The 25,483-nt window shown below is 63.9% G+C and carries 21 protein-coding genes; 11 read left to right on the top strand and 10 right to left on the bottom strand.

Annotation, left to right across the window (positions count from 1 at the left end; translation table 11 throughout):
• Positions 1-13: 13 nt before the first annotated feature.
• Genes HMPREF3097_RS02720 through HMPREF3097_RS02710 form a run of 3 tightly spaced genes read right to left on the bottom strand, consistent with a single transcriptional unit; the run spans position 14 to position 1,993 of the window.
• Positions 14-649 (bottom strand): energy-coupling factor transporter transmembrane component T family protein, encoded by a 636-nt coding sequence (locus tag HMPREF3097_RS02720; RefSeq protein ID WP_070760759.1) that lies wholly within the window; start codon positions 647-649, stop codon positions 14-16.
• Positions 637-1,344, bottom strand: coding sequence for an energy-coupling factor ABC transporter ATP-binding protein (locus tag HMPREF3097_RS02715; RefSeq protein WP_070760757.1), 708 nt, complete (start codon positions 1,342-1,344; stop codon positions 637-639). Before HMPREF3097_RS02715 ends, HMPREF3097_RS02720 begins: the two co-directional genes overlap by 13 nt.
• Positions 1,345-1,360: 16 nt before the next feature.
• Complete coding sequence (locus HMPREF3097_RS02710; RefSeq protein ID WP_070760755.1) at positions 1,361-1,993, bottom strand: biotin transporter BioY; 633 nt, start codon at positions 1,991-1,993, stop codon at positions 1,361-1,363.
• 43 nt (positions 1,994-2,036) lie between these two features.
• Between HMPREF3097_RS02710 and HMPREF3097_RS02705 the strand changes: the two genes are divergently transcribed.
• From HMPREF3097_RS02705 to HMPREF3097_RS02685, 5 genes are all read left to right on the top strand, one after another.
• Positions 2,037-2,243: a DUF3046 domain-containing protein gene (locus tag HMPREF3097_RS02705; RefSeq protein ID WP_070760753.1), complete on the top strand. Its 207-nt coding sequence runs from the start codon at positions 2,037-2,039 to the stop codon at positions 2,241-2,243.
• A 411-nt stretch (positions 2,244-2,654) separates the two neighbouring features.
• A complete protein-coding gene (gene recA / locus HMPREF3097_RS02700) occupies positions 2,655-3,770 on the top strand; it encodes a recombinase RecA (protein WP_070759023.1) in 1,116 nt (371 codons plus the stop codon).
• Between the two features lie 8 nt (positions 3,771-3,778).
• A complete protein-coding gene (gene recX, locus HMPREF3097_RS02695; RefSeq protein WP_070760751.1) occupies positions 3,779-4,420 on the top strand; it encodes a recombination regulator RecX in 642 nt (213 codons plus the stop codon).
• Positions 4,421-4,501: 81 nt separating this feature from the next.
• Complete coding sequence (gene miaB / locus HMPREF3097_RS02690) at positions 4,502-6,055, top strand: tRNA (N6-isopentenyl adenosine(37)-C2)-methylthiotransferase MiaB (protein WP_371260067.1); 1,554 nt, start codon at positions 4,502-4,504, stop codon at positions 6,053-6,055.
• Positions 6,048-6,812: an Rv2732c family membrane protein gene (locus HMPREF3097_RS02685; protein WP_070760748.1), complete on the top strand. Its 765-nt coding sequence runs from the start codon at positions 6,048-6,050 to the stop codon at positions 6,810-6,812. The genes miaB and HMPREF3097_RS02685 overlap by 8 nt, the downstream gene beginning before the upstream one ends.
• A 57-nt stretch (positions 6,813-6,869) precedes the next feature.
• Here HMPREF3097_RS02685 and HMPREF3097_RS02680 read toward each other — a convergent pair whose 3' ends face one another.
• Positions 6,870-8,264: a DUF349 domain-containing protein gene (locus HMPREF3097_RS02680; RefSeq protein ID WP_070760746.1), complete on the bottom strand. Its 1,395-nt coding sequence runs from the start codon at positions 8,262-8,264 to the stop codon at positions 6,870-6,872.
• A 141-nt stretch (positions 8,265-8,405) separates the two neighbouring features.
• Between HMPREF3097_RS02680 and miaA the strand changes: the two genes are divergently transcribed.
• Positions 8,406-9,392 (top strand): tRNA (adenosine(37)-N6)-dimethylallyltransferase MiaA, encoded by a 987-nt coding sequence (miaA, locus tag HMPREF3097_RS02675; protein WP_070759018.1) that lies wholly within the window; start codon positions 8,406-8,408, stop codon positions 9,390-9,392.
• Positions 9,393-9,394: 2 nt separating this feature from the next.
• On the opposite strand, the gene HMPREF3097_RS02670 is transcribed toward miaA, so the two are convergent.
• Positions 9,395-10,219, bottom strand: coding sequence for a hypothetical protein (locus HMPREF3097_RS02670; RefSeq protein ID WP_070760744.1), 825 nt, complete (start codon positions 10,217-10,219; stop codon positions 9,395-9,397).
• Positions 10,220-10,397: 178 nt separating this feature from the next.
• On the opposite strand from HMPREF3097_RS02670, the gene hflX reads away from it, so the two are divergent.
• Together hflX and HMPREF3097_RS02660 are read left to right on the top strand one after the other, a co-directional pair.
• Complete coding sequence (gene hflX, locus HMPREF3097_RS02665; protein ID WP_070760742.1) at positions 10,398-11,918, top strand: GTPase HflX; 1,521 nt, start codon at positions 10,398-10,400, stop codon at positions 11,916-11,918.
• Between the two features lie 63 nt (positions 11,919-11,981).
• On the top strand, positions 11,982-13,358 hold the full coding sequence (locus tag HMPREF3097_RS02660; protein WP_070760740.1) for a uracil-xanthine permease family protein: 1,377 nt from the start codon (positions 11,982-11,984) through the stop codon (positions 13,356-13,358).
• Positions 13,359-13,490: 132 nt separating this feature from the next.
• Here HMPREF3097_RS02660 and HMPREF3097_RS02655 read toward each other — a convergent pair whose 3' ends face one another.
• Both HMPREF3097_RS02655 and lexA read right to left on the bottom strand, forming a co-directional pair.
• Positions 13,491-14,291: a DeoR/GlpR family DNA-binding transcription regulator gene (locus HMPREF3097_RS02655; RefSeq protein ID WP_070760738.1), complete on the bottom strand. Its 801-nt coding sequence runs from the start codon at positions 14,289-14,291 to the stop codon at positions 13,491-13,493.
• A gap of 32 nt (positions 14,292-14,323) precedes the next feature.
• Complete coding sequence (gene lexA / locus HMPREF3097_RS02650; RefSeq protein ID WP_070759013.1) at positions 14,324-15,073, bottom strand: transcriptional repressor LexA; 750 nt, start codon at positions 15,071-15,073, stop codon at positions 14,324-14,326.
• Between the two features lie 338 nt (positions 15,074-15,411).
• Between lexA and HMPREF3097_RS02645 the strand changes: the two genes are divergently transcribed.
• Together HMPREF3097_RS02645 and nrdR are read left to right on the top strand one after the other, a co-directional pair.
• Positions 15,412-15,861 (top strand): cell wall hydrolase, encoded by a 450-nt coding sequence (locus HMPREF3097_RS02645; protein WP_070760737.1) that lies wholly within the window; start codon positions 15,412-15,414, stop codon positions 15,859-15,861.
• A gap of 106 nt (positions 15,862-15,967) precedes the next feature.
• Positions 15,968-16,441 (top strand): transcriptional regulator NrdR, encoded by a 474-nt coding sequence (nrdR, locus tag HMPREF3097_RS02640; RefSeq protein ID WP_070760735.1) that lies wholly within the window; start codon positions 15,968-15,970, stop codon positions 16,439-16,441.
• 52 nt (positions 16,442-16,493) lie between these two features.
• On the opposite strand, the gene hrpA is transcribed toward nrdR, so the two are convergent.
• Positions 16,494-20,612, bottom strand: a complete 4,119-nt coding sequence (gene hrpA / locus HMPREF3097_RS02635) for an ATP-dependent RNA helicase HrpA (RefSeq protein ID WP_070760733.1) — start codon at positions 20,610-20,612, stop codon at positions 16,494-16,496.
• Between the two features lie 130 nt (positions 20,613-20,742).
• On the opposite strand from hrpA, the gene HMPREF3097_RS02630 reads away from it, so the two are divergent.
• On the top strand, positions 20,743-21,711 hold the full coding sequence (locus tag HMPREF3097_RS02630) for a hydrogen peroxide-inducible genes activator (protein WP_070760731.1): 969 nt from the start codon (positions 20,743-20,745) through the stop codon (positions 21,709-21,711).
• Here the strand turns inward: HMPREF3097_RS02630 and HMPREF3097_RS02625 are convergent.
• Entirely contained in the window at positions 21,695-24,253 is a 2,559-nt protein-coding gene (locus HMPREF3097_RS02625) for a DEAD/DEAH box helicase (protein WP_070760729.1), read from the bottom strand. The two genes, HMPREF3097_RS02630 and HMPREF3097_RS02625, sit on opposite strands and share 17 nt — an antisense overlap.
• Positions 24,253-25,287: a PAC2 family protein gene (locus HMPREF3097_RS02620; protein ID WP_070759007.1), complete on the bottom strand. Its 1,035-nt coding sequence runs from the start codon at positions 25,285-25,287 to the stop codon at positions 24,253-24,255. The genes HMPREF3097_RS02625 and HMPREF3097_RS02620 overlap by 1 nt, the downstream gene beginning before the upstream one ends.
• Between the last annotated feature and the right edge of the window lie 196 nt (positions 25,288-25,483).

Below are 25,483 nucleotides of genomic sequence, written 5' to 3'. Positions count from 1 at the left end.
TCCTCGTGGGCGCTTAGTCGCCCACCCCGCGCGCCTGCAGCGCCTCGCCGACTTCCCGGCCGCGAAGCAGGGTGCGGATCACCAGGGGGATGCCCAAGGCCCGGGCGGAAAACTTTCCGCCACGGGCCTGTTGTGCTTCTACGACCTCGTTGATGGTGCGCAGCTGCAGGGGGATCATGTGGATCGTCAGGCTGATGGCCAGGGAGATCTTGTCCACCGGCAGGCCGATGGTGGCAGCCGGGGCGAGTGCCCGTTCCACGGCGCGCTGGAGGTCGGAGACCTTGGTGGTCATCGTCAACAGGATGGCTACGGAGACCGAGGCCCACAGCACTAGGAAACGCACCAGGGCTTCGTTCAGACCGCTGCGCCACCACGTCAGCGCGCCGAAAGCCAGCAGAATGATGAGAATCGGGATGAGCTGGCGTAGCGCGGTGCGCCAGGGGATCTTCGCCAGAGCGTAAGCGACAACCGCGGCCACCACACAGCCCGCGCCAGCCACCAGAGTCTTGGCGAAGATGGCGGCGAGCACGAGAAAAGCAATGAGACCAGTGAGCTTCGCTCCGGCGGGAAGCCTATGAATGACCGAGCCCGTCGGGATGTACAGAACCGGGGCCGCGGTATTGATGCGGGGCAGTCTCACAGCATGCACGTCCGGTAATCCGAGAGCACAGTGGTGACGGAATCTTCGTCGGCACTATCGGCCCGAATGCGACCATCGTCGATCCAAATGACCCGATCGAAGCCTTCGAAGAGCTCCAGGTCGTGCGACACCACGATCAGCTGCTGCTCCAATGACGCCAGCGTGCGGGCGATACGTTGGCGGTTGCGCAGATCGAGTAGCGTGGTCGGCTCATCGGCGATGATGAGACGTGGGTTCATCACGAGGATCGACGCCAGCGCAAGGAGCTGCTTCTCTCCGCCGGAGAGGGTGTGGGGTGACTGCTCTTCCTTGCCCGCCAGCCCAAGCTGGTCGAGAATCTCGGCCACGGCGGCGCGCTTCTCCTGGCGGTTCAGCTTCTTGCCGCGCAGGGAGAACCCGACGTCCTCAGCAACGGTGGGCATGATGATCTGGTTATCCGCGTTGGAGAACAGGAAGCCCACCTGGCGGCGGATATCCCCGGCGCGCTTGGCGGTGGAGAGTCCATCGACGGTGACTTCACCCTCGTCGGGAATGTTGAGCCCGTTGATGCACCGCACCAGCGAAGACTTCCCGGAGCCGTTGGCGCCGATGATGCCGATGCGGTGTTCGGAGAGCCGGAGACTGATCGAATCGAGAATGGGCGGGGCGTCGGGGGAGCGGCCGATACCCCGCAAGGTAAGGTCGCGGAACTCGATGAGAGGCATGGGGGGGGAGGGAAATCTAGTTGCGGGAGCGCAGGTTCGCGGCCGGAACCAGGTGAGGTACCGCGCGGAAGACACCGAAGGTGATGACAGCCGCGGCGACGCACTTAATCAGGTCGGGAAGGATGAACGGAGTGTTGGACACCAGGGCGCCCGGGAAATCCAGGCCGAGCCGGAACATCAGCCCGACGGAACCGAAAAGGTACATCACGGCCATACCGATCACACCCGCGATTGTCAGCCCGACGATGGAAGACCAGCTCTGTCCGGGTTGATCAGTGCGGTTGCAGCGGCCGAGGATTGCTTGAGAGATTGCACCAACGATGAAGGCTGCGAAGATATAGCCCACGATGTAGCCGATGCTGGGGCCGGAAATCGCGGAAATCGTCGGGCTCCACCCAGCGAGGTTCGGCACGCCCACGAGGCCGACGCCGACGAACAGGCTGATGGATAGCCCGCCACGGAGGCAGCCGAGGATCATGGCGGTGAGGATCACGCCCATGTTCTGGAGGACGATCGGCACACCGGTGAAGCCGACTGGAATGGTTACTGCGCCTAGTGCGATGGTCAGGGCGGCGAATGCGACGATCGCGCCCAGATCGCGAACATTGAGAGTTTTCATCGATGGACATATTAACAAGTCATTGAACAAAGCTTCCCATTTTGTTCAACTATTTTTGTGCTAGCGTCCGGGCATGAGGAGAACCGAGTTTGACCGGCTTATCGCGGGCGAGTTTGGCGCCACCTACGGTGGCTGGATCGTGGAAAGCCACGTGTTGTCCAGGCTGGGGAAGACCGCCGAGGAGGCGATCGAGGCTGGTGAAGAGCCACGAAATGTGTGGTGGGAGCTCTGCCGCGACTTCGACATTCCCGAAGAGCGGATGCTCGGGGAGGATGACTGAGCCTTCGGGAGGGGGAAGATTGTTGGCTCATGTGCGTTGCTTAACGGGGGATTAAGGGGTGCGGAGAACCCGCGAAAGATCGCGGCGCGCCGTTCGAATAAATCGAACAAAGGTTCGTGTAATGTGGTTCGAGGTGGTGGGTGGCGCGCTGCGTGTCTGCCCGGTGTCCTATAACTAAATCCGAACAACGTGCCAGTACCTCTTTGCCCCTGTGGATAGCCGCCATCGCTGCCCACAGCGAGCGCAGGTGGGCGAGGTCGGTGTCCGCTGCGGGTGATAGAACTAGCCCCAAGCGGAAGACAATAGCTTTCGCCCTCGCCGCGCGGACGCGGGGCGAGGTGACGCCACGTTGTCGGCTTGAACTGATTAAGACAAGAACGAAAACACAGACGCGAAAACGAGGAGGGTGTCATGGCGCCAAAGAAGAAGGCCACCACGGCGGCACAGAAGGATCGCTCCAAGGCTCTCGATCTAGCAATGGCCCAGATCGAGAAGGATTTCGGCAAGGGGGCGATCATGCGACTGGGCGATGACAATCGCCCACCCATTAGCGCAATCCCGTCGGGCAATATCGCCATCAATGTTGCTCTGGGTATCGGAGGCTTCCCGCGTGGCCGTGTCGTAGAGATTTACGGGCCGGAATCCTCGGGTAAGACCACCGTCGCGCTGCACGCCATTGCTGAAGCTCAGAAGGGCGGCGGCATTGCAGCCTTCATCGACGCCGAGCACGCACTGGACCCGGAGTATGCCAAGGCTTTGGGCGTGGATACGGATGCGTTGCTGGTCTCCCAGCCGGACACGGGCGAGCAGGCCCTCGAGATTGCGGACATGCTGGTGCGTTCTGGCGCGATCGACGTGGTGGTCATCGACTCCGTGGCAGCGCTGACCCCCAAGGCGGAGATCGACGGCGAAATGGGAGATTCTCACGTGGGTCTCCAGGCTCGACTGATGAGCCAGGCGCTGCGCAAGATGACCAGCGCGCTGTACCAGACCGGCACTACCGCGATCTTTATTAACCAGCTGCGTGAGAAGATCGGCGTGATGTTCGGCTCTCCGGAGACCACCACCGGTGGTAAGGCCCTGAAGTTCTACGCCTCCGTTCGCTGCGACATCCGCCGCATCCAGGCACTGAAGGACGGCCAGGACGTGGTGGGTAACCGCACCCGGTTGAAGATCGTGAAGAACAAGGTTTCGCCACCGTTCAAGATCGCGGAGTTCGACATCCTCTATGGCGAGGGCATCTCTCGGGAGGGCTCGATCCTCGACCTCGGCGTGGACGCCGGGATTATCAAGAAGTCGGGGTCCTGGTTCACCTATGAGGGCGAACAGCTCGGCCAGGGCAAGGAAAAGGCCCGCGAGTTCCTGAAGTCCAACCCCGAGCTGGCCGAACAGCTAGAGGATCGCATCATGCAAGAGCTCAAGGTTGGCCCCTACGCCAAGGCGAAGGACGAGCCCATCGCCGATGAGGATAAGCCCATCGACGTGGTTCCGAACTTCGATGACCCAGACGTCGAGACGGAGAACTAGGCCCCGCTGTGACTGAAGGCAACGCAGACGACCATTGGGCTACAGCTGGGGGTGCCCCGGAGAGCCGGGAACAGAAGATTGCCGCGCTGCGGCGGGCAATCGCGTCCTGGACGCAGGGGAGCGGTAGCCAGCTCGTTGATCGGGAGAAGGAGGAGGCTCTCGCCCCGGTGATCAACCGGGCGCAAAGCCTCATCAACCATCGCCCGCGCTCGGTGGCGGAGCTCGAGGAGCGGCTACTCAAGCAGGACTATGCCCCGGAACTCGTCAGGGAAGTCGTCGAGCGCTGCCAGCGCAACGGCATGCTCGATGACGGCGAGTTCGCGAGGCTCTGGGTCGAGCAAAGAAGCAGGAATCAAAAGAAATCTGTCGCTGTGCTGCGCCGCGAACTGCGGGATAAGGGGGTCGCCGAGCAACACATCGAGGCTGCGGTGGAGCTCGTCGACGAGGAGGATCAGGACGCGATCATGCGTGGACTGATCGACAAGAAGGCCGCGAGCATTCGGGCCGTTCCTGCGGACCGCGCGGAATACAATAAATTCCTCAAGCGAGTGGTGGGGGTCGCTGCCCGCCGCGGTTTTCCCGCGGGCACCAGCCTGGCATACGCCCGTGAGGCGTTGGATCAGCAGCTCGCCGAACTCAAATCTAGTTAGCGCGGGGTGCCGGCGGGCGGGGCAGTAGCGAACGTGACACGGTTCGTGTTCGCCCCCGCCCTGGGGGTAGGATCTGCACACGTGACTCACGCTATGGAGAAGAAAACTTCCGCATCTGAGCAGCCTGAACAGCGCACCTACGAGGTCCGCACCTTCGGCTGCCAGATGAACGTTCACGATTCCGAGCGCCTCTCCGGGCTCCTCGAGGACTCGGGCTACCAACCTGCGGCGGACGGTGAGGAACCAGACGTCCTCGTCTTCAATACCTGCGCGGTGAGGGAGAACGCGGATAACCGGCTCTACGGAACGCTCGCCATGGTCAAGCCCATGAAGGATCGCAATCCCGGCATGCAGATCGCCGTTGGCGGTTGCATGGCGCAGAAGGACAAGGACGCGGTGGTCGACCGCGCCCCCTGGGTGGACGTCGTCTTCGGCACCCACAATATCGGCTCGCTGCCCACTCTGCTGGAGCGTTCCGCCCACAACCAGCGGGCAGAGGTTGAGATCCTCGACTCCCTCGAGGAATTCCCCTCCGTGCTCCCGGCAAAGCGGGAATCCGCTTACTCGGGTTGGGTATCGGTCTCCGTGGGCTGCAATAACACCTGCACCTTCTGCATCGTGCCCTCTCTCCGAGGCAAGGAGCAGGACCGCCGGCCGGGGGAGATCCTCGCTGAGGTTCAGGCGCTGGTGGACCAGGGCGTGCAGGAGGTCACCCTCCTGGGGCAGAACGTCAACGCCTACGGCGTGAACTTCGCCGACGAGGACCTGCCGCGAGATCGGGGCGCATTCGCCAAGCTGCTGCGCGCCTGCGGCGAGATCGAAGGTCTCGAGAGGCTGCGCTTCACCAGCCCTCACCCTGCTGAATTCACCGACGACGTCATCGATGCGATGGCAGAGACCCCCAATGTCTGCCCCCAGCTGCACATGCCCCTGCAGTCTGGCTCCGACCGCATCCTCAAGGAGATGCGTCGCTCCTACCGCTCGAAGAAATTCCTGGGGATCCTGGACAAGGTCCGCGAACGCATTCCACACGCGGCCATCACGACCGACATCATCGTGGGATTCCCCGGCGAAACGGAGGAGGACTTCCAGGCGACCCTCGACGTCGTCGAGAAGGCGCGCTTCTCCAGCGCATTTACCTTCCAGTACTCGCCACGCCCCGGCACCCCGGCAGCTAGCATGCCAGACCAGATCCCCAAGGCCGTCGTGCAGGAGCGCTACGAGCGCCTCATCGCGCTGCAGGAGCGCATCCAGGCCGAGGACAACCAGGAGCTGGTGGGAACGACCCAGGAACTGCTGGTCCAGGAGACCGGTGGCCGCAAGGACGCCCAGCGCCACCGCATGTCGGGCCGTGCTCGGGACGGTCGGCTCGTGCACTTCACCCCAAGCGAGGACGTTCGTCCTGGGGATATAGTGGAAGTCACGATTACCGACGCCCGTCCGTTCTTCCTCATTGCGGACGGCCCACTCGTCAACCACCGGTTGACCAAGGCCGGCGACATGTCGGGTGCTGGCCAGACCCCGACCACCGCGCCGATCGGGGTGAGCCTCGGCGTGCCAACCATCGGTATTAGGCCCCAGGCTGATGCAACCGCGGCGCCCAACAACGTCCACGAAGGGTGTGGCTGTGACTAAAAAGAACGACGCGAATTCCGCCGATTCGCCGCAGGAAAGCAAGCCCGGCGTAGCCGGCGCCACCGAGGACACGCAGGGCAAGGATCCGCTGGCCGCCTACCGGGGCGACCTCACCGCCGCCGAGGAGAAGGCCGCGAAGATGGTCGACTACCGCCAGCAGCTGCCGTTCATGGCTCTCGGCCTCATGTTGGTGCTCGTCTCCCTCTTCCTGCCGCACTCCCGGGACGTGCTGGGCATCGATGTGCTCTTCAACTCGCCGACCGCACAGAAGTTCCAAATCACCATGCCGGAACGGGTGTACGCCACCCTCGCCGTCCTGGGCGGCGTCATGCTGACCATCGGAACGATCGTCTCTCGATCCTGGCTGGTTGCGTGGGTCAACTGGGCTTTCGCAGGCGTGGGCTGGTGGTATAGCGTGTTCGCGATCTGGATGCGTCAATCTCGCCCGGTCACCGACCCGGCCGGCCCGCCTTCTTATGGCTTGGTCATTGGTGCGATCGGCATGACGATCTTGTTCGTGATGATCACGTGGGTGCTGTTCCGCCGTAATCCATTGCAGCGCGCGCTCGCGGCCGCCCGTCGCGAGGAGGCGCACCGTTCTGCGGAGGCCCAGGCCGCCCAGCAGCGCCTACGCACGGGCGTCGAGGAATGGCCCAAGGCTGAGCTCGAGGACATCGTCGATGATCGCCGCGCTCGCGCTAAGCAGCGCCGCCGGAAAACCGACGGCGATAAGAACATCGGTGGCCAAGAAGGCTAAAGACAAGCCCTAGCTCTTGACAAAGAGCTAGGGCTAGGGGGCTTCGAGCCCCCTCTTTTAGTTTTCCTCGGATTCGGAGTCGGATTCGGACTTCGTGGAGGCCTGTGCGGTCTCCGCCCACTGCCGCCACTGATCGGCCTGTTCCTGCAGGGTAGCGGCGAGCTTATCCTTCGCAGCCTCCTTGGCCTCATTGGCCTGCTGCTGCAGATCCTTCGCCTTGGCGAAGAACTGGTCGACGCGAGCTTGCAGCTCCGGATCGGTCTGGCGCCACTTCTCCTCAACGGCGTCCGTGACCCGCGTTTCGATCGCCCCGATCTTGTCCTCGAATTCGCGGATCTTAGCCCGCGGCACGAAGCCGATCTCGTCCCACTTCTCCTGCAGCTCCCGCAGCAGGCGCTGGGCGTTGTCGAGGTGAGCCTTGGGGTCGATCAGGGAGGAGTATTCGTCGAGCAGCTGCTGCTTCTTGGTCGCATTCTCTTCGAACTCTTCGTCGCGGGCATCCTGATCCGCTTTGCGGGCGTTGAAGAATACCTCGCGCGCAGCGCGGAAGCGCTCCCACAGCTCGTCGTCGACGTTGCGCGGGGCGTGCCCGGCGGCCTTCCACTGGTCCATCAGATCGCGGTAGGCTGCCGACGTCTCCGCCCAGCGGGTGGAGTGCTGGAGCTCCTCCGCGGCGACGATGAGCTCTTCCTTCTTTCGGCGTGCCACCTCGCGCTGCTTATCGAGGTCTGCGAAGTGAGCCCCACGGCGCTTATTGAACTGCTCGCGAGCCCGGGAGAAACGCTCCCACAACTCATCGTCGGTCTTCTTATCAAGGCCGCGGAATCCTCGCCACTCGTCGACCATCGCGCGGAAACGGTCTCCCGTTGCCTTCCACTCGGTCGAGCTTTCGCCCAGCTTCTCAGCCTCCTCGGCAAGTGCCTTCTTACCCCGGAGGGCCCGGTCCTTGCGCTCCGCCTTGGCCTGCGCGACCTCCTGCTGCGCCTTGTCGCAGTCCCGCAGCAACGCCTCAAGCTTGGTCTGCAGGGCATTGAGGTCGCCCACGACCTCCGCATCATCCAGTCCGTCGAGCAGCTCGCTGGCCGAGGCCTTGATCGTTGCCGCTTGCTCCGGCTGGGTGCTCAGCCGTGTTTCGAGCGTGGCGACCTGTGTGGCGAGGTCATCGAATTTCGCCCCGAAGTGCTTTAGACCCTCCTCGGGAGCTCCAGCCTGCCACTGCCCGACAACGCGGTCCTCATGGCCTTCCCGGCGCAGCCACACCGCACCGTCGGCGTCGACTCGCCCGAAGTCCGCTGGATTGGACCTGACCGGGTGTACTGACACAGGAGCTTGCGCCTTCATCCCCGGGGTGGGCTTCACCTTTTTGGGCATGGCACCCGGGCCTGGGCGTGGGCCCGGCTTCGGGCGGACAGCCCCGGTCTGGGGCTGGGAACTCTGCTGCTTGTCGGTCATGCTTTCTTCCTTTGCACGTCAGTCACCGGCTCCGCGAGCGGAAATACTCGTTGCGGACTCATTATGGCAGATGCCCCGGCCAAGACCGCGCCTAACTGAGGCTTTAAGGCGTCCGGAGACTAAGATTTGGCGGTGATAGCCATGGATAACTCTCAAACAGATTCGCCGCTCACCGCACCCGCCGGGGTAACCGCAGCGGACAGCCTGCGTCCACTATTGATCGTGGGGCCCACGGGCTCCGGTAAATCCGAGCTTTCCCTCGAACTCGCGCGCAGACTGGATCAGCCGGTGGAGATTATCAACGGCGATTCGATGCAGATGTACCGCGGCATGGATATCGGCACTGCCAAGATATCCCGCGCTGAACGCGCCGAATTCCCGCACCACCTCTTCGACTGTTTGGACGTCGACGACACGGCCAGCGTGGCTGCGTACCGCGCGATGGCGGGGGAGACGGTGGAACAGATCCAGGCCCGCGGTGCCCGTCCGATCATCGTCGGCGGCTCGATGATGTACCTGCAGGCGCTGGTCGACGACTGGCAGTTCCCGCCGACCGACCCGGCGGTGCGGGCGAAGTGGATGGCCGAACAGGATCGCATCGGGGTGGAAGCACTCCATGAGGTATTGCGTTCCAAGGATCCCGATGCGGCAGACATCATTGAGCAAAAGGACCCGCGCCGCATTGTCCGCGCCTTGGAGGTCATCGAGCTGACGGGCAAACCCTTCGCGGCCTCGCAACCACCAAAGAATGTCCCCACCCGGTGGGGGACGAGGATCTTCGGGCTCAACGCCCCGGGGAATTGGCTCAACCCCCGACTGGAGGCTCGCGTCGATCGTATGTTTGCCGCTGGTCTCGTCGCGGAGGTCGAGGGACTGGCCGCAGCTGGGCTGAGTCGGGAATCCACGGCCGGCAAAGCGATTGGCTACGCCCAGGTCTTAAGCGCGCTGGCGGGGGAGTGCAGCATGGAACAGGCCCGGGAGGATACGGTCGTGGGAACCCGTCGCTATGCCCGCCGCCAGCGCAGCTGGTTCCGCCGTGACCCGCGGATCCACTGGTTGGATGCGACTCTCGCCGACCCTGGCCTGCTCGCCGACCAGGTCATCGACGAGCTGCGGGGAAACACCTAGAGCTAGTGGCCTCCGCAGCCACAATCCCCGCTGCCGCAGCCGCCGGGGCTACAGGCACCAGGATCATTAATGCTGATGGCGAACTGGACGTCCCCGCTGATGACAGCGCCAGGGGTGGCGAACGGTGGGCGGGTGGCGTCCGTCGGAAGGTCGGGGTGATCCGCGGCGACCGCGAGGCAGAACTCGAACGGGCGGCGGCAGGTCAACACCCAGAACTGTTGGCCGTTAAGCTCATTCGTCTTCAACTCCGCTTCGGAAACCTCGACCGCGACCGTGGCCTGGGCGTGCGGGGAGGTAGCGCCGTTGTTGAGCTCGGATAGTCCCCGGGAGTTCACAGAGCCGACCTCGGTGCCGCCGGACTCGGCGAAGGCGACAGCGTCCGGGAAGATGCGGACATCCGTGGCCAACGCGGAAATCGAGAGCGGCTGGTACTCCAGCGGCTCCTGCTCAGCGATCATGGGGCCTTGACCAACCGTCGCGGTGAAGGAAGCGATGACTGGGGCGCTTGCCCCGCTGACTTGCAGCATCGGGCTATCGGCGACGATGTCCACGATCCCGATGAGGTCGTTGACCATCGTCACGTGCCCCGTCGTGGACAGCTGACCTGCCGGGTGCAGGCCCACGAAGGAGCCATACGGCGGGGCAGCGAGGATCGTCAGCGTCGCCCCGGAGGCGTCCGCGTACTGGAGGACCTGGCCGCCCGATACCTCCCCGATGACCGAGAGCTGGCCGGAGGCATAAGCGGCCTCGAGGGCATCCTGCCACTGGGGATAGGCCAGTCCAACGCTGCTGAGTTCGGGAATCTCCTTGTGGGATGCAGTAGCCATGGGAACCAACGCCTTAAAACTCGGGGAGTGGGATAGCGGGGTTGACACGTGCTCAGCGTCCCGGCCCACAGCCGGTGAAAGGAGCATGAGCGAGTGGGGACACCGCCGGGGTTTACGCCCCGGATAAGCCCGCTATTTACTTTCTTTTATGCAGGTGACAGTGTAGAACTGGAAGGCAATGGCTTCAAATTCAGATAATGTTGTCGATCTTTTTTCAGACTCGTCGGAAGGCGAGGATTTCGAACTCGAATCTCAGCAGAGTCCGACCATCGGTGAGCTCGATCTGGAGGCGCGTTCCAGCCTCCGGCGGCTGACCAGAGGGGTCAGCAGCTACACGGACGATCAATCCGAGATCACTGAGGTCGAGTACCGCCAGCTTCGCTTGGAGAAGGTCATCCTCGTGGGGGTGTGGACTGAGGGAACAATCGCGCAGATCGAAGCGAGCCTGGAGGAACTAGTTGCCCTTGCTGAGACCGCTGGCTCCGAGGTCCTGGAGACGGTCTACCAGAAGCGCGATAAGCCGGACCCGGGCACCTATATCGGCCGCGGCAAAGTCAGCGAGCTTGCGGAGATCATCCAATCCACGGGCGCGGATACCGTGATCTGCGATGGTGAGCTGAGCCCGGGCCAGATGATCGCCCTGGAGAACGCGCTGAACGCGAAGGTCATCGACCGCACCATGCTGATCCTCGATATCTTCGCGCAGCACGCGAAGTCCCGCGAGGGCAAAGCGCAGGTCTCCCTGGCTCAGATGGAGTACCTCATCAACCGGGTTCGCGGCTGGGGTACTTCGCTGTCGCGACAGACCGGTGGCCGGGCTGGCTCCAACGGTGGCGTCGGTCTGCGTGGCCCGGGTGAGACAAAAATCGAGGCCGACCGTCGCCGGTTGCGCGCCGAGATGGCACGCCTGCGCAAGGAAATCGCGGCGATGAAGACCTCCCGCGATACCAAGCGCCAGCGCCGCGACGCCTCTGCGGTTCCCCAGGTCGCAATCGCCGGGTACACCAACGCAGGAAAGTCCTCGCTGATTAATGCGCTGACTGGCGCGGGTGTGCTCGTCGAGGACGCGCTGTTCGCCACCCTGGACCCCACGACCCGCAAGGCGGAACTCGCCGATGGACGCAGCGTGATTTTCAGCGACACCGTGGGCTTCGTCCGCCACCTGCCGACGCAGCTGGTCGAAGCCTTCCGCTCCACGCTGGAGGAGGTCATGGCCGCGGACGTCGTTCTGCATGTCGTCGACGGCTCCGACCCCTTCCCACTCGAGCAGATCCGTTCGGTGAACACGGTGATCAGCGAGATCGTCGCCGAGAGTGGCCAGGACGCCCCGCCAGAGATCATGGTGGTCAACAAGATCGACAAGGCGGATCCGCTGGTCCTCGCCGAGCTGCGCCACAAGCTCAACGACGTGGTGTTCGTCTCCGCACACACCGGGGAGGGCATCGACGAGCTGGAGACCAGGCTCGAGCTCTTCCTAAACTCACTGGACGAGATGGGAGTGTTCGCGGTCCCGTTCGACCGGGGCGACGTCGTCTCCCGCATTCACGACCTGGGTACCGTCACACAGGAGGAATACGACGCCACCGGCACCGTCCTCACCGCTCGCGTCCCGAAGAAGCTCGCCCGGGAACTGGACGCCTTCCGCGTGACTGACCGACACCACGACGATCTGGACGTCGACGGCGCTGCGACCAGCTAATCCGCCCGCAGCGCGCGGGACGCGGAGCTGACGCACTGAACCCTCCTTAGCTGCAGTAGTGTTATGGCCGTGACTAAGGACAATGGGGCGCTCAACGCGCAGAACAAAGCAGGTAGTTCGGAGCCGGGCACGCCCGGGCCAGGAGAGAAGACGGAGCACCGCGGCTCGTTCTTCGGGTGGGATTTGCACGGCAACGGCCGCGACATCGAACCGGGTGGGGTCGTTAAGCCTGAGGAGCGCCTCTCGTGGCCACGCACCATCGGCGTGGGTATGCAGCACGTCATCGCGATGTTCGGTGCGACCCTCCTGGTGCCGACGATCACGGGTTTCCCGGTGAACACCACCCTGCTGTTCTCCGGACTCGGGACGATCCTCTTCCTGTTGGTGACCCGCAACCGACTACCGTCCTACCTCGGTTCCTCCTTCGCCTTCCTCGCCCCGCTGGCGGCAACCCAAGCGGAGGGTTTCGCGGCACAGCTCGGCGGAATTGTGGCCACCGGTGCGCTGCTGTTCGTGATCGGTCTCGTGGTCCAGCTCGCCGGACGCCAGGTGCTGGATGCCGTGATGCCACCGGCCGTGACTGGTGCGATCGTGGCCCTGATCGGGTTGAACCTCGCTCCCACCTCGACGGGAAACGTCCAGGAGCAGCCACTGATCGCCGGCGTGACGCTGCTGGGGATCCTCCTGTTCACAGTGATGGGCCGCGGAATGGTGGCGCGACTCGGAATTCTTTTGGGCGTGCTGACCGGTTGGGGCTTCGCCTTCCTTTCGGGCGGTGTTTCTGAGGAGGCGCGGCAGCACGTGGGTGAGGCCGCGTGGATCGGCTTCCCGCACTTCGAGACCCCGGAATTCACGGTGACCGCCGTGACGATCACGCTGCCAGTGGTGGTCGTCCTCATCGCTGAGAACGTCGGCCATGTGAAGGCCGTGTCGACGATGACTAGCCGTAACCTCGACGATCTTGCAGGCAAGGCGTTGATGGCCGATGGCATGTCCACGGTGCTCGCTGGATCCGGTGGTGGCTCCGGTACCACCACGTATGCGGAGAACATTGGCGTGATGGCGGCGACGAAGGTGTACTCCTCGGCCGCGTATTGGGTGGCTGCCGCAACGGCGATCGTGCTGGCCTTCATCCCGAAGTTTGGCGCCGCGATTCTTACCATCCCGGTGGGCGTGTTGGGCGGGGCAACGCTCGTGCTCTACGGCATGATCGGCCTGCTCGGGGTGCGCATTTGGATGGATAACGAGGTCTCGTTGACGGACCCGGTGAACCTCACCGCTGCTGCGGTGGCGATGATCGTCGGCATCGGCAACCTGACTCTGAACGTGGGCTCCATCCCGATGGAGGGCATTGCTTGGGGCTCGGTGGGCATCATCCTGGGCTACCCGGTGCTGCGCTACCTCTACGACAACTTCGGCGAGGGGCGCTACATCTCGTAGCGCTAAGTCCCGTGAGTGGGTGCCTGTCGTTGCGGATCGGATGGGAGCTGCCTGCGGGGGAGGCTTGGCCTGGGCGAAGCAGGGGGCGGGGCTGCCGACCCCGGTGCGTGTGGGAGTTCGGGAGCCCGGCAGCTACCCTTGCTGGTCGACGACCACCGTTTGAATGCCAGTGTCGTTGAGTTGGGCGATGAATCCTTCGGGGGCGGAGCTATCGGTGATGACCACATCGATCTTCTCCGGTTCGGCGAAGCTCACGATGTAGTCCAGGCCGAATTTCGTCGAATCGCACAGGGTGACCACCTTGTCTGAATAGGCAATCATCGCGCGCTTAATGGCGGCCTCGGCCGCGTCGTGGGTGGACAGCCCGTGAGTGAGGGTGAAGGCGTCGGTGCCGATGAACGCCACATCAGCGTGCAACAGCGCCAATGTCTGGAGGGCAACATCTCCCACCACCGCCTGCGACTGGGCGCGGATCTTGCCACCCAGCAGCTGCACCTTGATGCGGGGGTCGGTGGAGAGTAACAGTGCGTTGTGCGGCGAGTTCGTCACGACGGACAGGGAGTAGTTCTTGTCGATGCTCTCGGCATGCTCGACGATGGCCTCGGCGATCATCGCCGTGGTGGTTCCGGAGTCCAGGAAGATGGTTCCGCCGTCGAGGGGAACGAACTGCACTGCGGCCCTGCCGATCGCATGCTTGGCGAGCGCGGCGGAGTGTTTCCGCGTCTCCAGGGGGACGTAGTCGGTCTGGAACTGCCGTGCCGGGACGGCCCCGCCGTGGACCCGGTAGAGCTTGCCCTCGGCCGTAAGCTGGGCTAAGTCCCGACGGATGGTTTCGGCCGTGACCCCAAACTGGGCCGCGAGTTCGGTGACGGTGACCTTGCCCTGCACGGCGGCAAGCGAGGTGATTTGTCGACGACGCTGAGCTGAAAGCACGCTTAGATACCCACTTAATCCAAAAACTTGGGTTAGATCTTGCGCAGGACCGCGGAGACTTTACCGAGGATCTGCGCTTCATTGCCGGCGATTGGTTCGAACAGATCGTTGTGGGGGAGCAGCCACACACCGTCCTCATCGTGGTGCAGTTCCTTGACCGTGGCCTCCCCGTCGATCATGGCGGCGACAAAGTCACCCTGATCTGCGGTCGGCTGCGAGCGGACCACAACCCAGTCGGAGTCGTAGATGCCCGCATCGCGCATGGACTCGCCGACCACCTGCAAGAGGAAAAGCTCGTCGGAAGTACCGACCAGCTCGGCGGGGAGTGGGAACTGCGCTTCCACGTTCTGCTCCGCCAGGATCGGATTGCCGGCGGCGATTTGGCCGACGACGGGCACGTACGTCGCTGCGGGGCGGTCGTCGGAGACGGGAGCGGGGGTGGTCTTGGGCTGCTTCCGCGGCACGGGCTTCACGAGGCCGGGGTTGGTGTGGTCCTCGTAGCCTCGAACATCGAATGCGCGAGGCTTGTTGTCCTCCCGGCGCAGGTAGCCCTTCTCCTCAAGTTGCTTGAGTTGGTAGGACACCGAGGATGTGGATTGGAGACCGACAGCATCTGCGATTTCGCGGATGCTTGGGGGATAGCCCCGGAGAACCGTGGAGTCCTTGATGACCTCCAGGATGCGGCGTTGGCGGGAGCTCAGGTTGCCCTTGATCTTCGCATCTGCAGCGCTCTTCTTGGGGCGGCCTGGGCGCCGACGGGGGGACTCGGGGGACGTCGTCACGGTGAACTCTCCTTGCGGCCCGGGCGGCAGTCAGCTGCGTGTGCCACCTGGCTTGTGATTGAAAACTTATGCTCCCGCGTTCGAGGGAGGCCTCGACCGCGCTGGCACCCACTGTATCACCTGCATGTTCGATATTTGGGGTAAAACGCTCGACTTTCTTCGAACGTGCGTGCTATATTTTCGATGTGGCCGCCTAGAACACCCGTTCGATACATGTGAGGCGGTGTTGGGGCGCTGTCCCTAGCGGATGATTCACTCCTATCCAACGGCTGGTTACCGGTGATTCATCGGAAAGATCAGCGCTGATGATCGGAATTCGAACGAGGAAGGAATCTACTATGACTCTCGTTAAGAACGTTTCCCACGCCCCTGCGGCTGCGTCTCGCGCCGGTCGACGCGTCGCTATTCCAACTGAGCGGGTCCTGTTCGAAGGTTCCGAGTCGCTTTCCGGGGTCGTTTCACCTGGCGTCGGCAAGAATGTACGTTCGAATACTCATGGTGAGGGGCGGGCCTTCACTCCGAACTTCGTGCAGCAGCGTCGCTTCGCTCACCCGGTAGCGAATGCTCGTTCCCAGCGGGTCATGGCTTCGCAGGCCTCTGCACTTCGCCGTGGAATGGATATTGCCAACCGGGTGGCCACTTCCCGGGGTGGGGTGCTGCTGAGTGGAATTGCATTGGTACTCAGCCTTGGACTGTCTCCGTTGGCGATGGGCCAGGGTGGTGACGAGCAGGCTCCTGCCGCCACCGCGGCCGTGTCTGAGATCGCGTCAGCCGAGGCGGCGGACTAGCCATCTTCCGCTCGGGTTGGCGGAGTAGTGCCGTGGCGATCGAATTGGGGGGAACTGTGGAATCCGCCGGGGCGCTTTTTCTGCGTGCTGGGCATAAACTAGTGGCGTGCTGTGCCCAAGTTGTCGCTGTGAAGATTCCCGTGTTGTGGACTCCCGAGTTGTCGAAGGCGGAATTGCCATCCGCCGCCGCCGGGAGTGCCTGCAATGCCTCACTCGGTTCACCACCATGGAGCGCTCGGTCCTTCTCGTAACGAAGCGCAACGGGGTGACGGAGGAATTCAGCCGCGAGAAGGTCATCAAGGGTGTAAGGCAAGCCTGCCAGGGACGCGATGTGTCAGATGACGACCTCAAGCTGCTCGCCCACGAGGTTGAGCAGAGCGTTCGTGCGGACTACGGATCCCAGGTTAACGCCCACGACATTGGCCTGGCGATCCTGCCTCCGCTGCGCCGACTCGACGAAGTCGCCTACCTCCGCTTCGCCTCCGTGTATAAGTCCTTCAGCTCCTCCGAGGACTTCGAGGCAGAGATCGCATTGCTGCGCAGCCAGCACCAGGGCAACCCTCCGCACCCGGGCAACTAAAACCGAGACCATAGCGCCGTCCCCGGCGCTCACGCTCCCGGTGCACCACGGACTAGCGGATCTGACCGGCAGCCTTGCTAACCCGCTGCAGTGATGCGCTGCGTGCAGTGCCCAAATGCTGGGCAAACAGAGCCACCATGAGCTCCTCGATCAGCCAACGCAGGTCCTTGACCTGGGGCGAAGCCTGCCGGGCGCTGGGCAGGCGATCCACCGTCTGCTGATAAATCTTCATCGCTTCCGCCAGCTCCTCCGCCAGCTCCGCCTCGCGATCAGGATCCCGCTCCAGCAGTGCCAGCCTCTCCTTCATAGCCTCGACGTACCGGGGGACGTGCCGGAGGCGCTGAATGCCCCACGTGACCAGACTGTGGTCCGCGGCGTACAACTGCACCTGCTTTTTCATCTCCGCAATCGCGGGACCATCCCACTGCTCCAGCTCCGAGGAGATGTCCTGGATGGCTAATGCAGCAGGGGCGAATGCAACCAGGATCTGGCGCACCAGACCAGGAGCCTGCTGGCGGGCCGTCTGGCAGGCCCGTTCGCACTCGTCAGGGGTTCTGATCACCGGGCCAACCTTCTCCAGAAGCTGGCGGCACGCCGCCGTGCGCGCATCGTCCACCAACGCCTCAATACCACCGTTCGGATAGTTCTCCAGCGCCACGCGCTGGCGCAACGGCAGCCCCTTGAGCATCTGTCCGGCGGAAATCGGGGTGGCCTCGGCCATCAGGCTTAGCACCGTCGAGAACTGCTGAGCCTTCGCCGCGTGCTCGGTGGGGAAGGCCTTGAGCTCGAAACGCGTGCTGCGGTGACCCGTCTTGCCAGCGGAGAAGCTGGCAACCAGTGCGGGGAAAGCGTTCACGGCCTGGCCGTCGACGACGGTCTCGATGGACTCAGGGATATCGCCGATGCTTTCGGCCGACCACTCGTCAGCGTGCTGAAGCACGCCACCCACGCCGGCCCCGCCCTGAGGTGCCTTCTGCTTCCCGCCAGTGCCACGGCCCTTCTTGCCAGCTGCGCCCGCACCCTTCTGGTGCACCTTGGCGTCCAGCGGGCTGGCAGCCGTAGAACCCTGGCCACCACGCAGGGACCGAGCACTCGCCGCCGCAATTGCCTGGCGGACATCACCGGCCAGCTCCCGCTGGAGTGCGACGATGTCCCGGCCGGTGCGCACCACATTGCCGCGGCGGTCAATAACCGCAAAATTCATGCGCAGGTGGTCGGGCACCTTGGTCCAGTCGAAGTCCGTGGCGTTGATGCCCCGACCGCCCAGCGAGCGCAGCGCATCGGCCAGCGACTCATCGATCGCCCCGTCGTAGGGCGTCATGGCCTCCAGCGCCCGTGCTGCGAAATCCGTTGCCGGGACCACCGACTTGCGGATCGCCTTGGGCAGGGAACGGATGAGCGCCACCGCTAGCTCGTGACGCATGCCCGGAACCAACCACTGCGTGATTTCGGGGTCGATGTTCGCCAGCAGGGGCAGTGGAACCTGCATGGTGATGCCGTCGCGCGGATCGGTGGGGTCGAAGACATACTCCAGGTCGAACTCCAGGCTGCCCTGCCGCCAGGTATCCGGGAACTCATTGGCCTCCGCGGCCCCTTCGTGCGAATCGATGAGCGCGTCGAGCGAAAAATCCAGCAGGTCTGGCTTCTTGTGGCGTGCCTTCTTCCACCAGGAATCAAAATGTCGGCTGGAGATGATGTCTGCGGGCAGGCGGGCGTCGTAAAAAGAAAACAGGGCATCATCGTCGATCACGATGTCCCGGCGACGGGCCTTATCCTCCAGCTTCTCGGCTTGCTCAAGAAGCTCCTGATTGTGGCGGTAGAACTTGTGGCGCGTCTCCCAGTCGCCCTCGACCAGCGCCTTGCGGATGAACATATCCCGCGCCAGCTCCGGGTCGATACGACCCAGGTTGACGCGTCGCTCCGTGACGATGGGGAGTCCAAGCAGGAGGGCCTTTTCGTAGACCATCGCCGCACCGCGCTTCGAGGACCAGTGAGGCTCCGAATGGGTGTACTTCACCATGTGGGGTGCGATTGATTCCACCCACTCCGGGCGGATCGGCCCCACCGTTCGGGCGAAAATCCGGGATGTCTCGACCAGCTCCGCGGCCATGATCCACTGCGGTGGTTTCTTCGCCACATGGGAGCTCGGGTGCACCACAAAGTGCGAATTGCGGGGGCCGGTGAACTGGCGGCTCTCGCCCTCCCGCATGCCGATGTGGCTGATCAGCCCGGCCAGCAGGGCTCGGTGGACATCATCTTCGGCGATGCGCTCGCCGTCGAAGGTCAGCTGCCGGACATGCCGAATATTCGGCACGGACCAGCGCAGCTCCTTGGCGATATTGAGCAGCTGACGAACCAGATCCGCCCACTCCAGGACACGCAAGTAGTGGATGAACTCCCGCTGGCAGAGCTTGCGGAACTGGTTACCGCTGAGCTCGGCGCGCTGCTGTTGCAGGTAGCTCCACAGCTTCAGGGTGGAGATGAAGTCCGAGTTCGCCTTGAAACGCGCGTGGAGCTCATCGGCCTGCTGCTGCTTCTCCAGCGGCCGTTCCCGGACGTCCTGGATGGATAGCGCAGCGACGATGACGGTGACCTGATCCAGGATGTTCAGCCGGTGGGCGGCGACCATCATGCGCGCCAAGCGGGGGTCGGTCGGGATGCGAGACATGTCCCGTCCCACGTCCGTCAACGCGTGCCGGTCGCCTCCGGAGATCGCGCCCAGCTCGCTGAGCAGGGCCACGCCGTCGCGCACCGCGCGAGAGTCAGGGGCCTGCAGGAAGGGGAACTTCTGGATATCACCGAGGCCAAGAGCAAGCATCGCCAGGATGACGCTGGCCAGGTGGGTGCGCAGAATTTCGGGGTCGGTGAACTCCGGTCGGGCTTCGAAGTTTTCTTCCGAATACAGCCGGATCGCAATACCGTCGGCGACACGGCCACAACGGCCCGAACGCTGCTTCGCGGAGGCCTGGCTGATCTCCTCGACCGGCAGTCGCTGTACCTTCGTGCGATTGGAGTAGCGGGAGATGCGCGCATAGCCGGTATCCACGACGAAGCGGATGCCCGGCACGGTCAGGGACGTCTCGGCGATATTCGTGGCCAACACGATCCGGCGGCGTTGGCCAGGGTTGAACACGCGGTGCTGTTCCGCATTCGACAGTCGCCCAAACAGGGGGAGGATGTCGACGCGTGCCCCGCGCCGGTCGCGGTTGAGATGCTTATCCAGCGCCTCGGCGGCGTCGCGGATCTCGCGTTCCCCGGAGAAGAAGCACAGGATGTCGCCGCTGCCGAAGCTCCACAGCTCGTCGACGGCCTCGATGAGCGCGTCCAACGGGTCCGTCACGTGGGTGGTGATCTCCCCACTGTCCGGGTCGGTATAGCTTCGCTCCAGCGGGCGGTACAGGATCTCGACCGGGTAGGTTCGCCCCGAGACCTCGACGATTGGCGCGGGTGTGCCATCGGCGCTGGCGAAGTGCTCCGCGAAGCTTTCGGGGTCGATCGTCGCGGAGGTGATGATCAGCTTCAGATCCGGGCGCTTCGGCAGCAGATTCTTCAGGTAGCCCAGCAGGAAGTCGATGTTCAGGCTGCGCTCGTGCGCCTCATCGATGATGATCGTGTCGTATTCGCGGAGTAGCCGGTCGCGCTGGATCTCGTTGAGAAGCACACCGTCGGTCATGAGCTTGACCGCGGTGTTCTCGCTGGTCTTATCGTCGAAGCGGATCTTGTAACCGACCAGGGAATCCGGCTTATCCGTGCTCGATCCGAGCTCCTCGGCGATGCGGTCCGCCACGCTGCGGGCGGCGATGCGCCGGGGCTGGGTGTGCCCGATGCGCTGCCGGTTGCCGCGACCCAGGTTCAGGCACATCTTCGGGATCTGCGTGGTCTTACCGGAGCCAGTCTCACCGGCGATGATGACAACCTGATTTTCAGCGATAGCCTTTTCGATATCCGCCTGGCGCTCCGAGACGGGCAGCTCGCTAGGGAAGTGGATCTGAGGGAAGACCCGGTCCTGCTGGGGCAGATTGACGCCGGCCGTGCGCTCCCGGCGCTGTCGGCCGCTGCGTCCCCGGCGGCGCGACTTGCCCCCGCGGTTGCGGTGACGCCCGTTTCTGGCGTGCCGCGACGGCTGTTGCGCTGATTTTTGCGTGCTCTTATCGCTATTTTCCCTGCTCATTAGGGCTCCAGCTTAACAACTCTGTGGCTGGCACCTGTAGCCGGGAGCCATTCATAGCTTTTGGCTAAAACCACCCGGCCAGCTCGCGTAGGATAAGGCTTCAGCATTGTTGAAACATTGATAGGTAGCTGTGACCCACAAAGAGTATCGGCCGACCATTGCGCAGGTCCGGACCTTCGCGACGATCGCGGAACACGGCCACTTCGGCACCGCCGCGGCGCACCTGGGCATTTCCCAGCCATCGCTCTCGCAGGCTCTCGCGACCCTCGAGCAGGGGCTCGGAGTGCAGCTGATCGAGCGCTCCACCCGAAAAGTCATCGTGACGCCGATGGGGCGCTCGCTCCTGCCTTTCGCCCACGCCACGCTGGAGAGCGTGGACGCCCTCGTTGATCACGCCAATTCTGTGAAAGGCGGGTTGGGCAGTGCCCTGGTCGTGGGCATGATCCCGACGATCGCCCCATTCCTGCTCCCGGATTTCTTGCGCGCCCTCGACGAACCGCAGACTGGGGATGCCCCCCGCATCGTGGAGGAGAAGACCCACCACCTGGTGGATGCCCTTCGGCAGGGGCGCATCGACGTCGCGGTGTTGGGGCTTCCGTTTGAGGACGCCGGGCTGACCACGATTCCCCTCTACGAGGAGGAGTTCGTGGTGGTCGTCCCAGAAGGCCACCCGATGGCCGGCCGCCGCGACCTGTGCGTCGCCGACCTCGAAAAACTCGACCTCCTGCTTCTCGACGAGGGGCACTGTTTGCGGGACCAGGTGATGGACCTGTGCCGCAGGGTGAATATGAGCCATGACCCCCGGTTGGCGGTGACCCGGGCAACGAGTCTGTCCACCGTGGTTCACCTCGTCGCCGCCGGGCAGGGCGCGACCCTTGTTCCGCTGAGTGCGGTGCCCAGTGAGTGCCAGCGCCCGGGCATCGGCTTGGCGACATTCCACCCCGAGGAGAAGGCGGCTGGCCGCACGGTGGGGATTGCCCACCGCTCCAGCAGCGTGCGTACCGAGGATTATGAGGAGCTCGGCCGCATCCTCTCTGAGTCCTTTGCAGCGGTGCAGGAAACCGCCCGGGCGGAGCTGGCCGCTAGCCTTGGTGAATAACCAGGCTGGCTAGGCGCACCTCTCCGGCCTCGTCGGTAGCGGCCAGGTCCACCATGCCCTCGAAGGCCCAGCCGTGGTCCTTCTCCGGGTCATCCAGAATCTGGCGCACCCGCCATTGGCCGGGCGCAGCCTCCGGGTTCTCGTCGATGAGCACCATTGAGTTGGAACGCGCGTCGGCGTCAACCCCCAGGTCCGCATACTCCTCGAAGTAATCGTCCATGGCGGCGGGCCAATCGGGGGCGTCCTCCAGGTAGGAATCCAGCTCCGCCAGCTGCTCCTCCTTCTCGAAGGCGAAGAGCTCCACGTGGCGGAACATGTGGTTGCGTACCATCCGCCGCAGTGCTCGCTTGTTGGCCGAGAGCGCGGAACTATCGGTGACCCCGAAGGCATGCTCCGTGACCTGCTCCTCGGTCAGCGGAGCATCCGGGTCGGAGAGGGTGGCCCACTCATCCAGCAGGGAGGAGTCCACCTGGCGGATGAGCTCGCCCAGCCACTCGATGATGTCCTCGAGCTCCTCCGTGCGGTAGCTCTGTGGCACCGAATGGTCCAGGGTGCGCCACGCGTCGGTGAGGTAGCGCAGCACCACGCCCTCGGAACGCCCCAAACGGTAGGTGGCGATGATGTCCGAGAAGGTCATGCCCTTTTCGATCATGTCGCGCAGAACGGACTTCGGGGAGATGTCGAAGTCCTTCGCCCAGGGGTTGGATTCGCAGAAAATGTCGAAGGCATTGTCGAGGGATTCGGCCAGCGGCTGCGGGTAGGTGACGTCCTCGAGGATGTTCATCCGCTCGGTGTAGTCGACGCCCTCCGCCTTGAGCGCGGCGAGCTCCTCATCGCGGGCTGCGCGTTGCTGGCCGCTGAGTACCTGACGGGGGTCGTTGAGAACCGCCTCGAAGGTGGAGATCACGTCCAGGGTGAACTCCGGGGACTCCGGGTCGAGCAGGTCTAGAGCAGCCAGCGCGAACGGGGCCAGCGGTTGGTTGAGCGCGAAGTCTCGCTGCAGTTCCTGGGTTAGCCGGGCGTCCTTCCCGGACGGCGTGTCCGCCGCGAACTCCTCGACCACCTCGGACCGAAGCAGGCCACGGTAGAGCTCGATCGTGGTGCGGATGTGAGCGTTCTGCTTCGCGCGGGTCTCGTGGCTGCTGCGGAGCAGACGCTTGAGGGCAGCAAAGGTCCATTCCTTGCGAGCGACGATGTTCAGCAGCATCGAGTTGCTCATCGTGAACTGGCTGACCAGCTCCTCTGGCTCCGCGGTGAGCAGGCGTTCGTACGTGGACTCGGACCAGGTGGTTCGGCCCTGTGGTGCGGACTTCTTGCGCAGCCGCTTGAGCTTCTTCGGGTCCGTCCCAGCGCGCTGGCGAAGCCGGAAGTTCTCGATCTCGTGTTCCGGCGCCTGGACGACGACGGTGCCTTCCGTGTCGTAGCCTGCGCGTCCTGCTCGTCCGGCGATCTGGTGGAACTCCCGGGACTTCAGGATGCGGTGGCGTTCGCCGTCGAACTTCGCTAGCTCCGTCATGAGCACCGAGCGGATCGGGACGTTGATTCCCACGCCCAGGGTGTCGGTGCCGCAGATGACGGTCAGCAGACCCTGCTGGGCGAGCTGTTCCACCAGGCGCCGGTATTTTGGCAGCAGGCCGGCGTGGTGGACACCAATCCCGCGGCGCAGCAGTTTGGATAGGGTCTTGCCGAAGCTGGTGGTGAACTTGAAGTTCCCGATCGCCTCGGCGATCGCCTTCTTCTTCTCTTCGCTGACCAAGCTCAGGCTCGTCAGCGCCTGAGCGCGCTCGATGGCCTCGCGCTGGGTGAAGTGTACGACGTAGACCGGGGCCTTGCCATCCTTGACTAGCTCCTCGATCGTCTCGTGCACCGGGGTATAGACGTAGTCGAAGCTCAGCGGAACCGGGCGGACGGAGCCAGAAACGTGGGTGCAGGGCCTGCCGGTGCGGTCGGTCAGATCCTTCTCCAGCCACGCAGTGTCTCCCAGCGTGGCGCTCATCAGCAGGAACTGGGCGTGGGGGAGTTCCAGGAGGGGCACCTGCCAGGCCCAGCCACGGTCGGGCTCGGAGTAGTAGTGGAACTCATCCATGACCACCTGGTCGACCTGCGCGTCCTTCCCGTCGCGCAACGCGATATTGGCGAGGATCTCGGCGGTGGCGCAGATGATGGGGGCACCACCATTGACGGTCGCATCACCGGTCATCATGCCCACATTCTCAGGGCCAAAGGTTGCGCAGAGGTCGAAGAACTTCTCGCTGACCAGGGCTTTGATTGGGGCGGTGTAGAAACTGCGCTGCCCGCGCGCCAGCGCCACGAAGTGGGCCGCCAGAGCCACCATCGACTTCCCGGACCCCGTGGGGGTCGCCAGGATGACGTGGTCCTGGGCGACCAACGCCGTGGCTGCCTCCTTCTGCGCCTCGTAGAGGCTGATCCCGCGGTCTTCCGTCCACCGCAGGAAGGACGCCAACACGGCGTCGTCAACGAGCCCTTCAGGGACCTCGTCGAGGTCGGGGAGTAGGTCGGCCAGCTGGGCAGCGATTCCCACTACTGTGAGTCTCCTTCATCGTCGTCGTGTGGGTCGTTGCTATGGGTGGGATCCGCCGGATCCTCCCCGCCGGCCGCGGAATCGGTATCCGCCGCGTCATTCATGCGGGCCAGGAATGCCTCGAACTCGGCGCCCAGCTCCTCGCCAGTAGGGATGTCCTGTCCTGGCTCGAGCAACGAACTCTTCTTCTTTCGAAGCCTACGGACTTCCTTGTCGTACTGCTGCTCGAGGGCCCCAACGACGGTAGCGATCTCGTGGGAATCCTCCGTCTGCTGTGCGAGCTGCTGCTGTACGCGCGACATATCCTTCTCCAGCGCCTTCAACGGCAGCTCGCGGTCGGCAAGGTCGCCGAAGGCCTTCAGCAGCGCGTAGCTTGCCTCCGGGTACTCTGAACCCGCGATGTAGTGCGGCACATGGGCCGTGAGCCCAATGGCGTCGAATCCCGCGGCAGACAGCTGCATCTCGGTCTCGAGCGCAGCAGCCCCCGGGATCACCAGCCGTGCGTCCCACGTGTGGTAATCCCGCACCAGGGACGGGTCCGAAGCGTGCGCGGAAATCACCAGCGGGCGGGTGTGCGGCACCGTCATCGGGGCAGCATAGAAGGAAATCGCCCGGGAGACATTCGCTCGCTGCGCCAACTCCATGATCGCGTGCCCGAATGCCTCCCACTTCAGGTCCGGCTCTGGGCCGGCGACCAGCAGGAACGGCCGGTCGTTGACGTCCTTGACGATGCGCACGTCCAGGCTGAGCTTGTCGGACTTGGTGATACGATTCTGGTCGATCGTGATGCTGGGGCGCCGTGCGCGGTAATCCAGTAGATCATCGAGGTTGAAGCTGGCGACAACCGAGCTATCCAGAGCCTCCAGGAGGTGATTTCCACTGACTGCGATGGCCTGGCCCGCATCGGCATAGCCCTGGAGCGCGATCAGCATCGGAATACCTTCGTCCGGCGAATCCGCCTCCAGCGGAACGGGATATTCCATCTCATACATGGTGTTCCGGGGACGGCGGCTAAAAGAATTGTCCTGAGGCATCGTCCTTGCGCTCCCTTTCTTTACAACGACTGCGGGGCAGCGGGCCGGAGATCTCGGCATTAACCGAGTTCAGGCCAGCCAAAACACGTGGCGGGCTCCGGCGTGGGGAAGTTATCCACAGTCCACTGCGTGTCCACAGGGCCCTGGCGGTTCTCCTCCGCAGACCAACGCTGCTGCGCTGGGGCTGACCGGGTGA

It is taken from the genome of Corynebacterium sp. HMSC27B11 (assembly GCF_001815985.1).
Taxonomy (GTDB): domain Bacteria; phylum Actinomycetota; class Actinomycetes; order Mycobacteriales; family Mycobacteriaceae; genus Corynebacterium.
Note: the sequence above shows the minus strand (reverse complement) of the source record. Positions and strands in the feature narration are given on the sequence as shown.

Bases quoted from the DNA above. Each gene is read 5' to 3' on its own strand.
- HMPREF3097_RS02620 (WP_070759007.1), bottom strand. From the start codon at position 25,287: ATGCCTCAGGACAATTCTTTTAGCCGCCGTCCCCGGAACACCATGTAT.
- HMPREF3097_RS02660 (WP_070760740.1), top strand. From the start codon at position 11,982: ATGGCCGTGACTAAGGACAATGGGGCGCTCAACGCGCAGAACAAAGCA.
- hflX (WP_070760742.1), top strand. From the start codon at position 10,398: ATGGCTTCAAATTCAGATAATGTTGTCGATCTTTTTTCAGACTCGTCG.
- hrpA (WP_070760733.1), bottom strand. From the start codon at position 20,612: ATGAGCAGGGAAAATAGCGATAAGAGCACGCAAAAATCAGCGCAACAG.
- recA (WP_070759023.1), top strand. From the start codon at position 2,655: ATGGCGCCAAAGAAGAAGGCCACCACGGCGGCACAGAAGGATCGCTCC.
- HMPREF3097_RS02680 (WP_070760746.1), bottom strand. From the start codon at position 8,264: ATGACCGACAAGCAGCAGAGTTCCCAGCCCCAGACCGGGGCTGTCCGC.
- HMPREF3097_RS02705 (WP_070760753.1), top strand. From the start codon at position 2,037: ATGAGGAGAACCGAGTTTGACCGGCTTATCGCGGGCGAGTTTGGCGCC.
- HMPREF3097_RS02670 (WP_070760744.1), bottom strand. From the start codon at position 10,219: ATGGCTACTGCATCCCACAAGGAGATTCCCGAACTCAGCAGCGTTGGA.
- HMPREF3097_RS02645 (WP_070760737.1), top strand. From the start codon at position 15,412: ATGACTCTCGTTAAGAACGTTTCCCACGCCCCTGCGGCTGCGTCTCGC.
- miaA (WP_070759018.1), top strand. From the start codon at position 8,406: ATGGATAACTCTCAAACAGATTCGCCGCTCACCGCACCCGCCGGGGTA.
- HMPREF3097_RS02715 (WP_070760757.1), bottom strand. From the start codon at position 1,344: ATGCCTCTCATCGAGTTCCGCGACCTTACCTTGCGGGGTATCGGCCGC.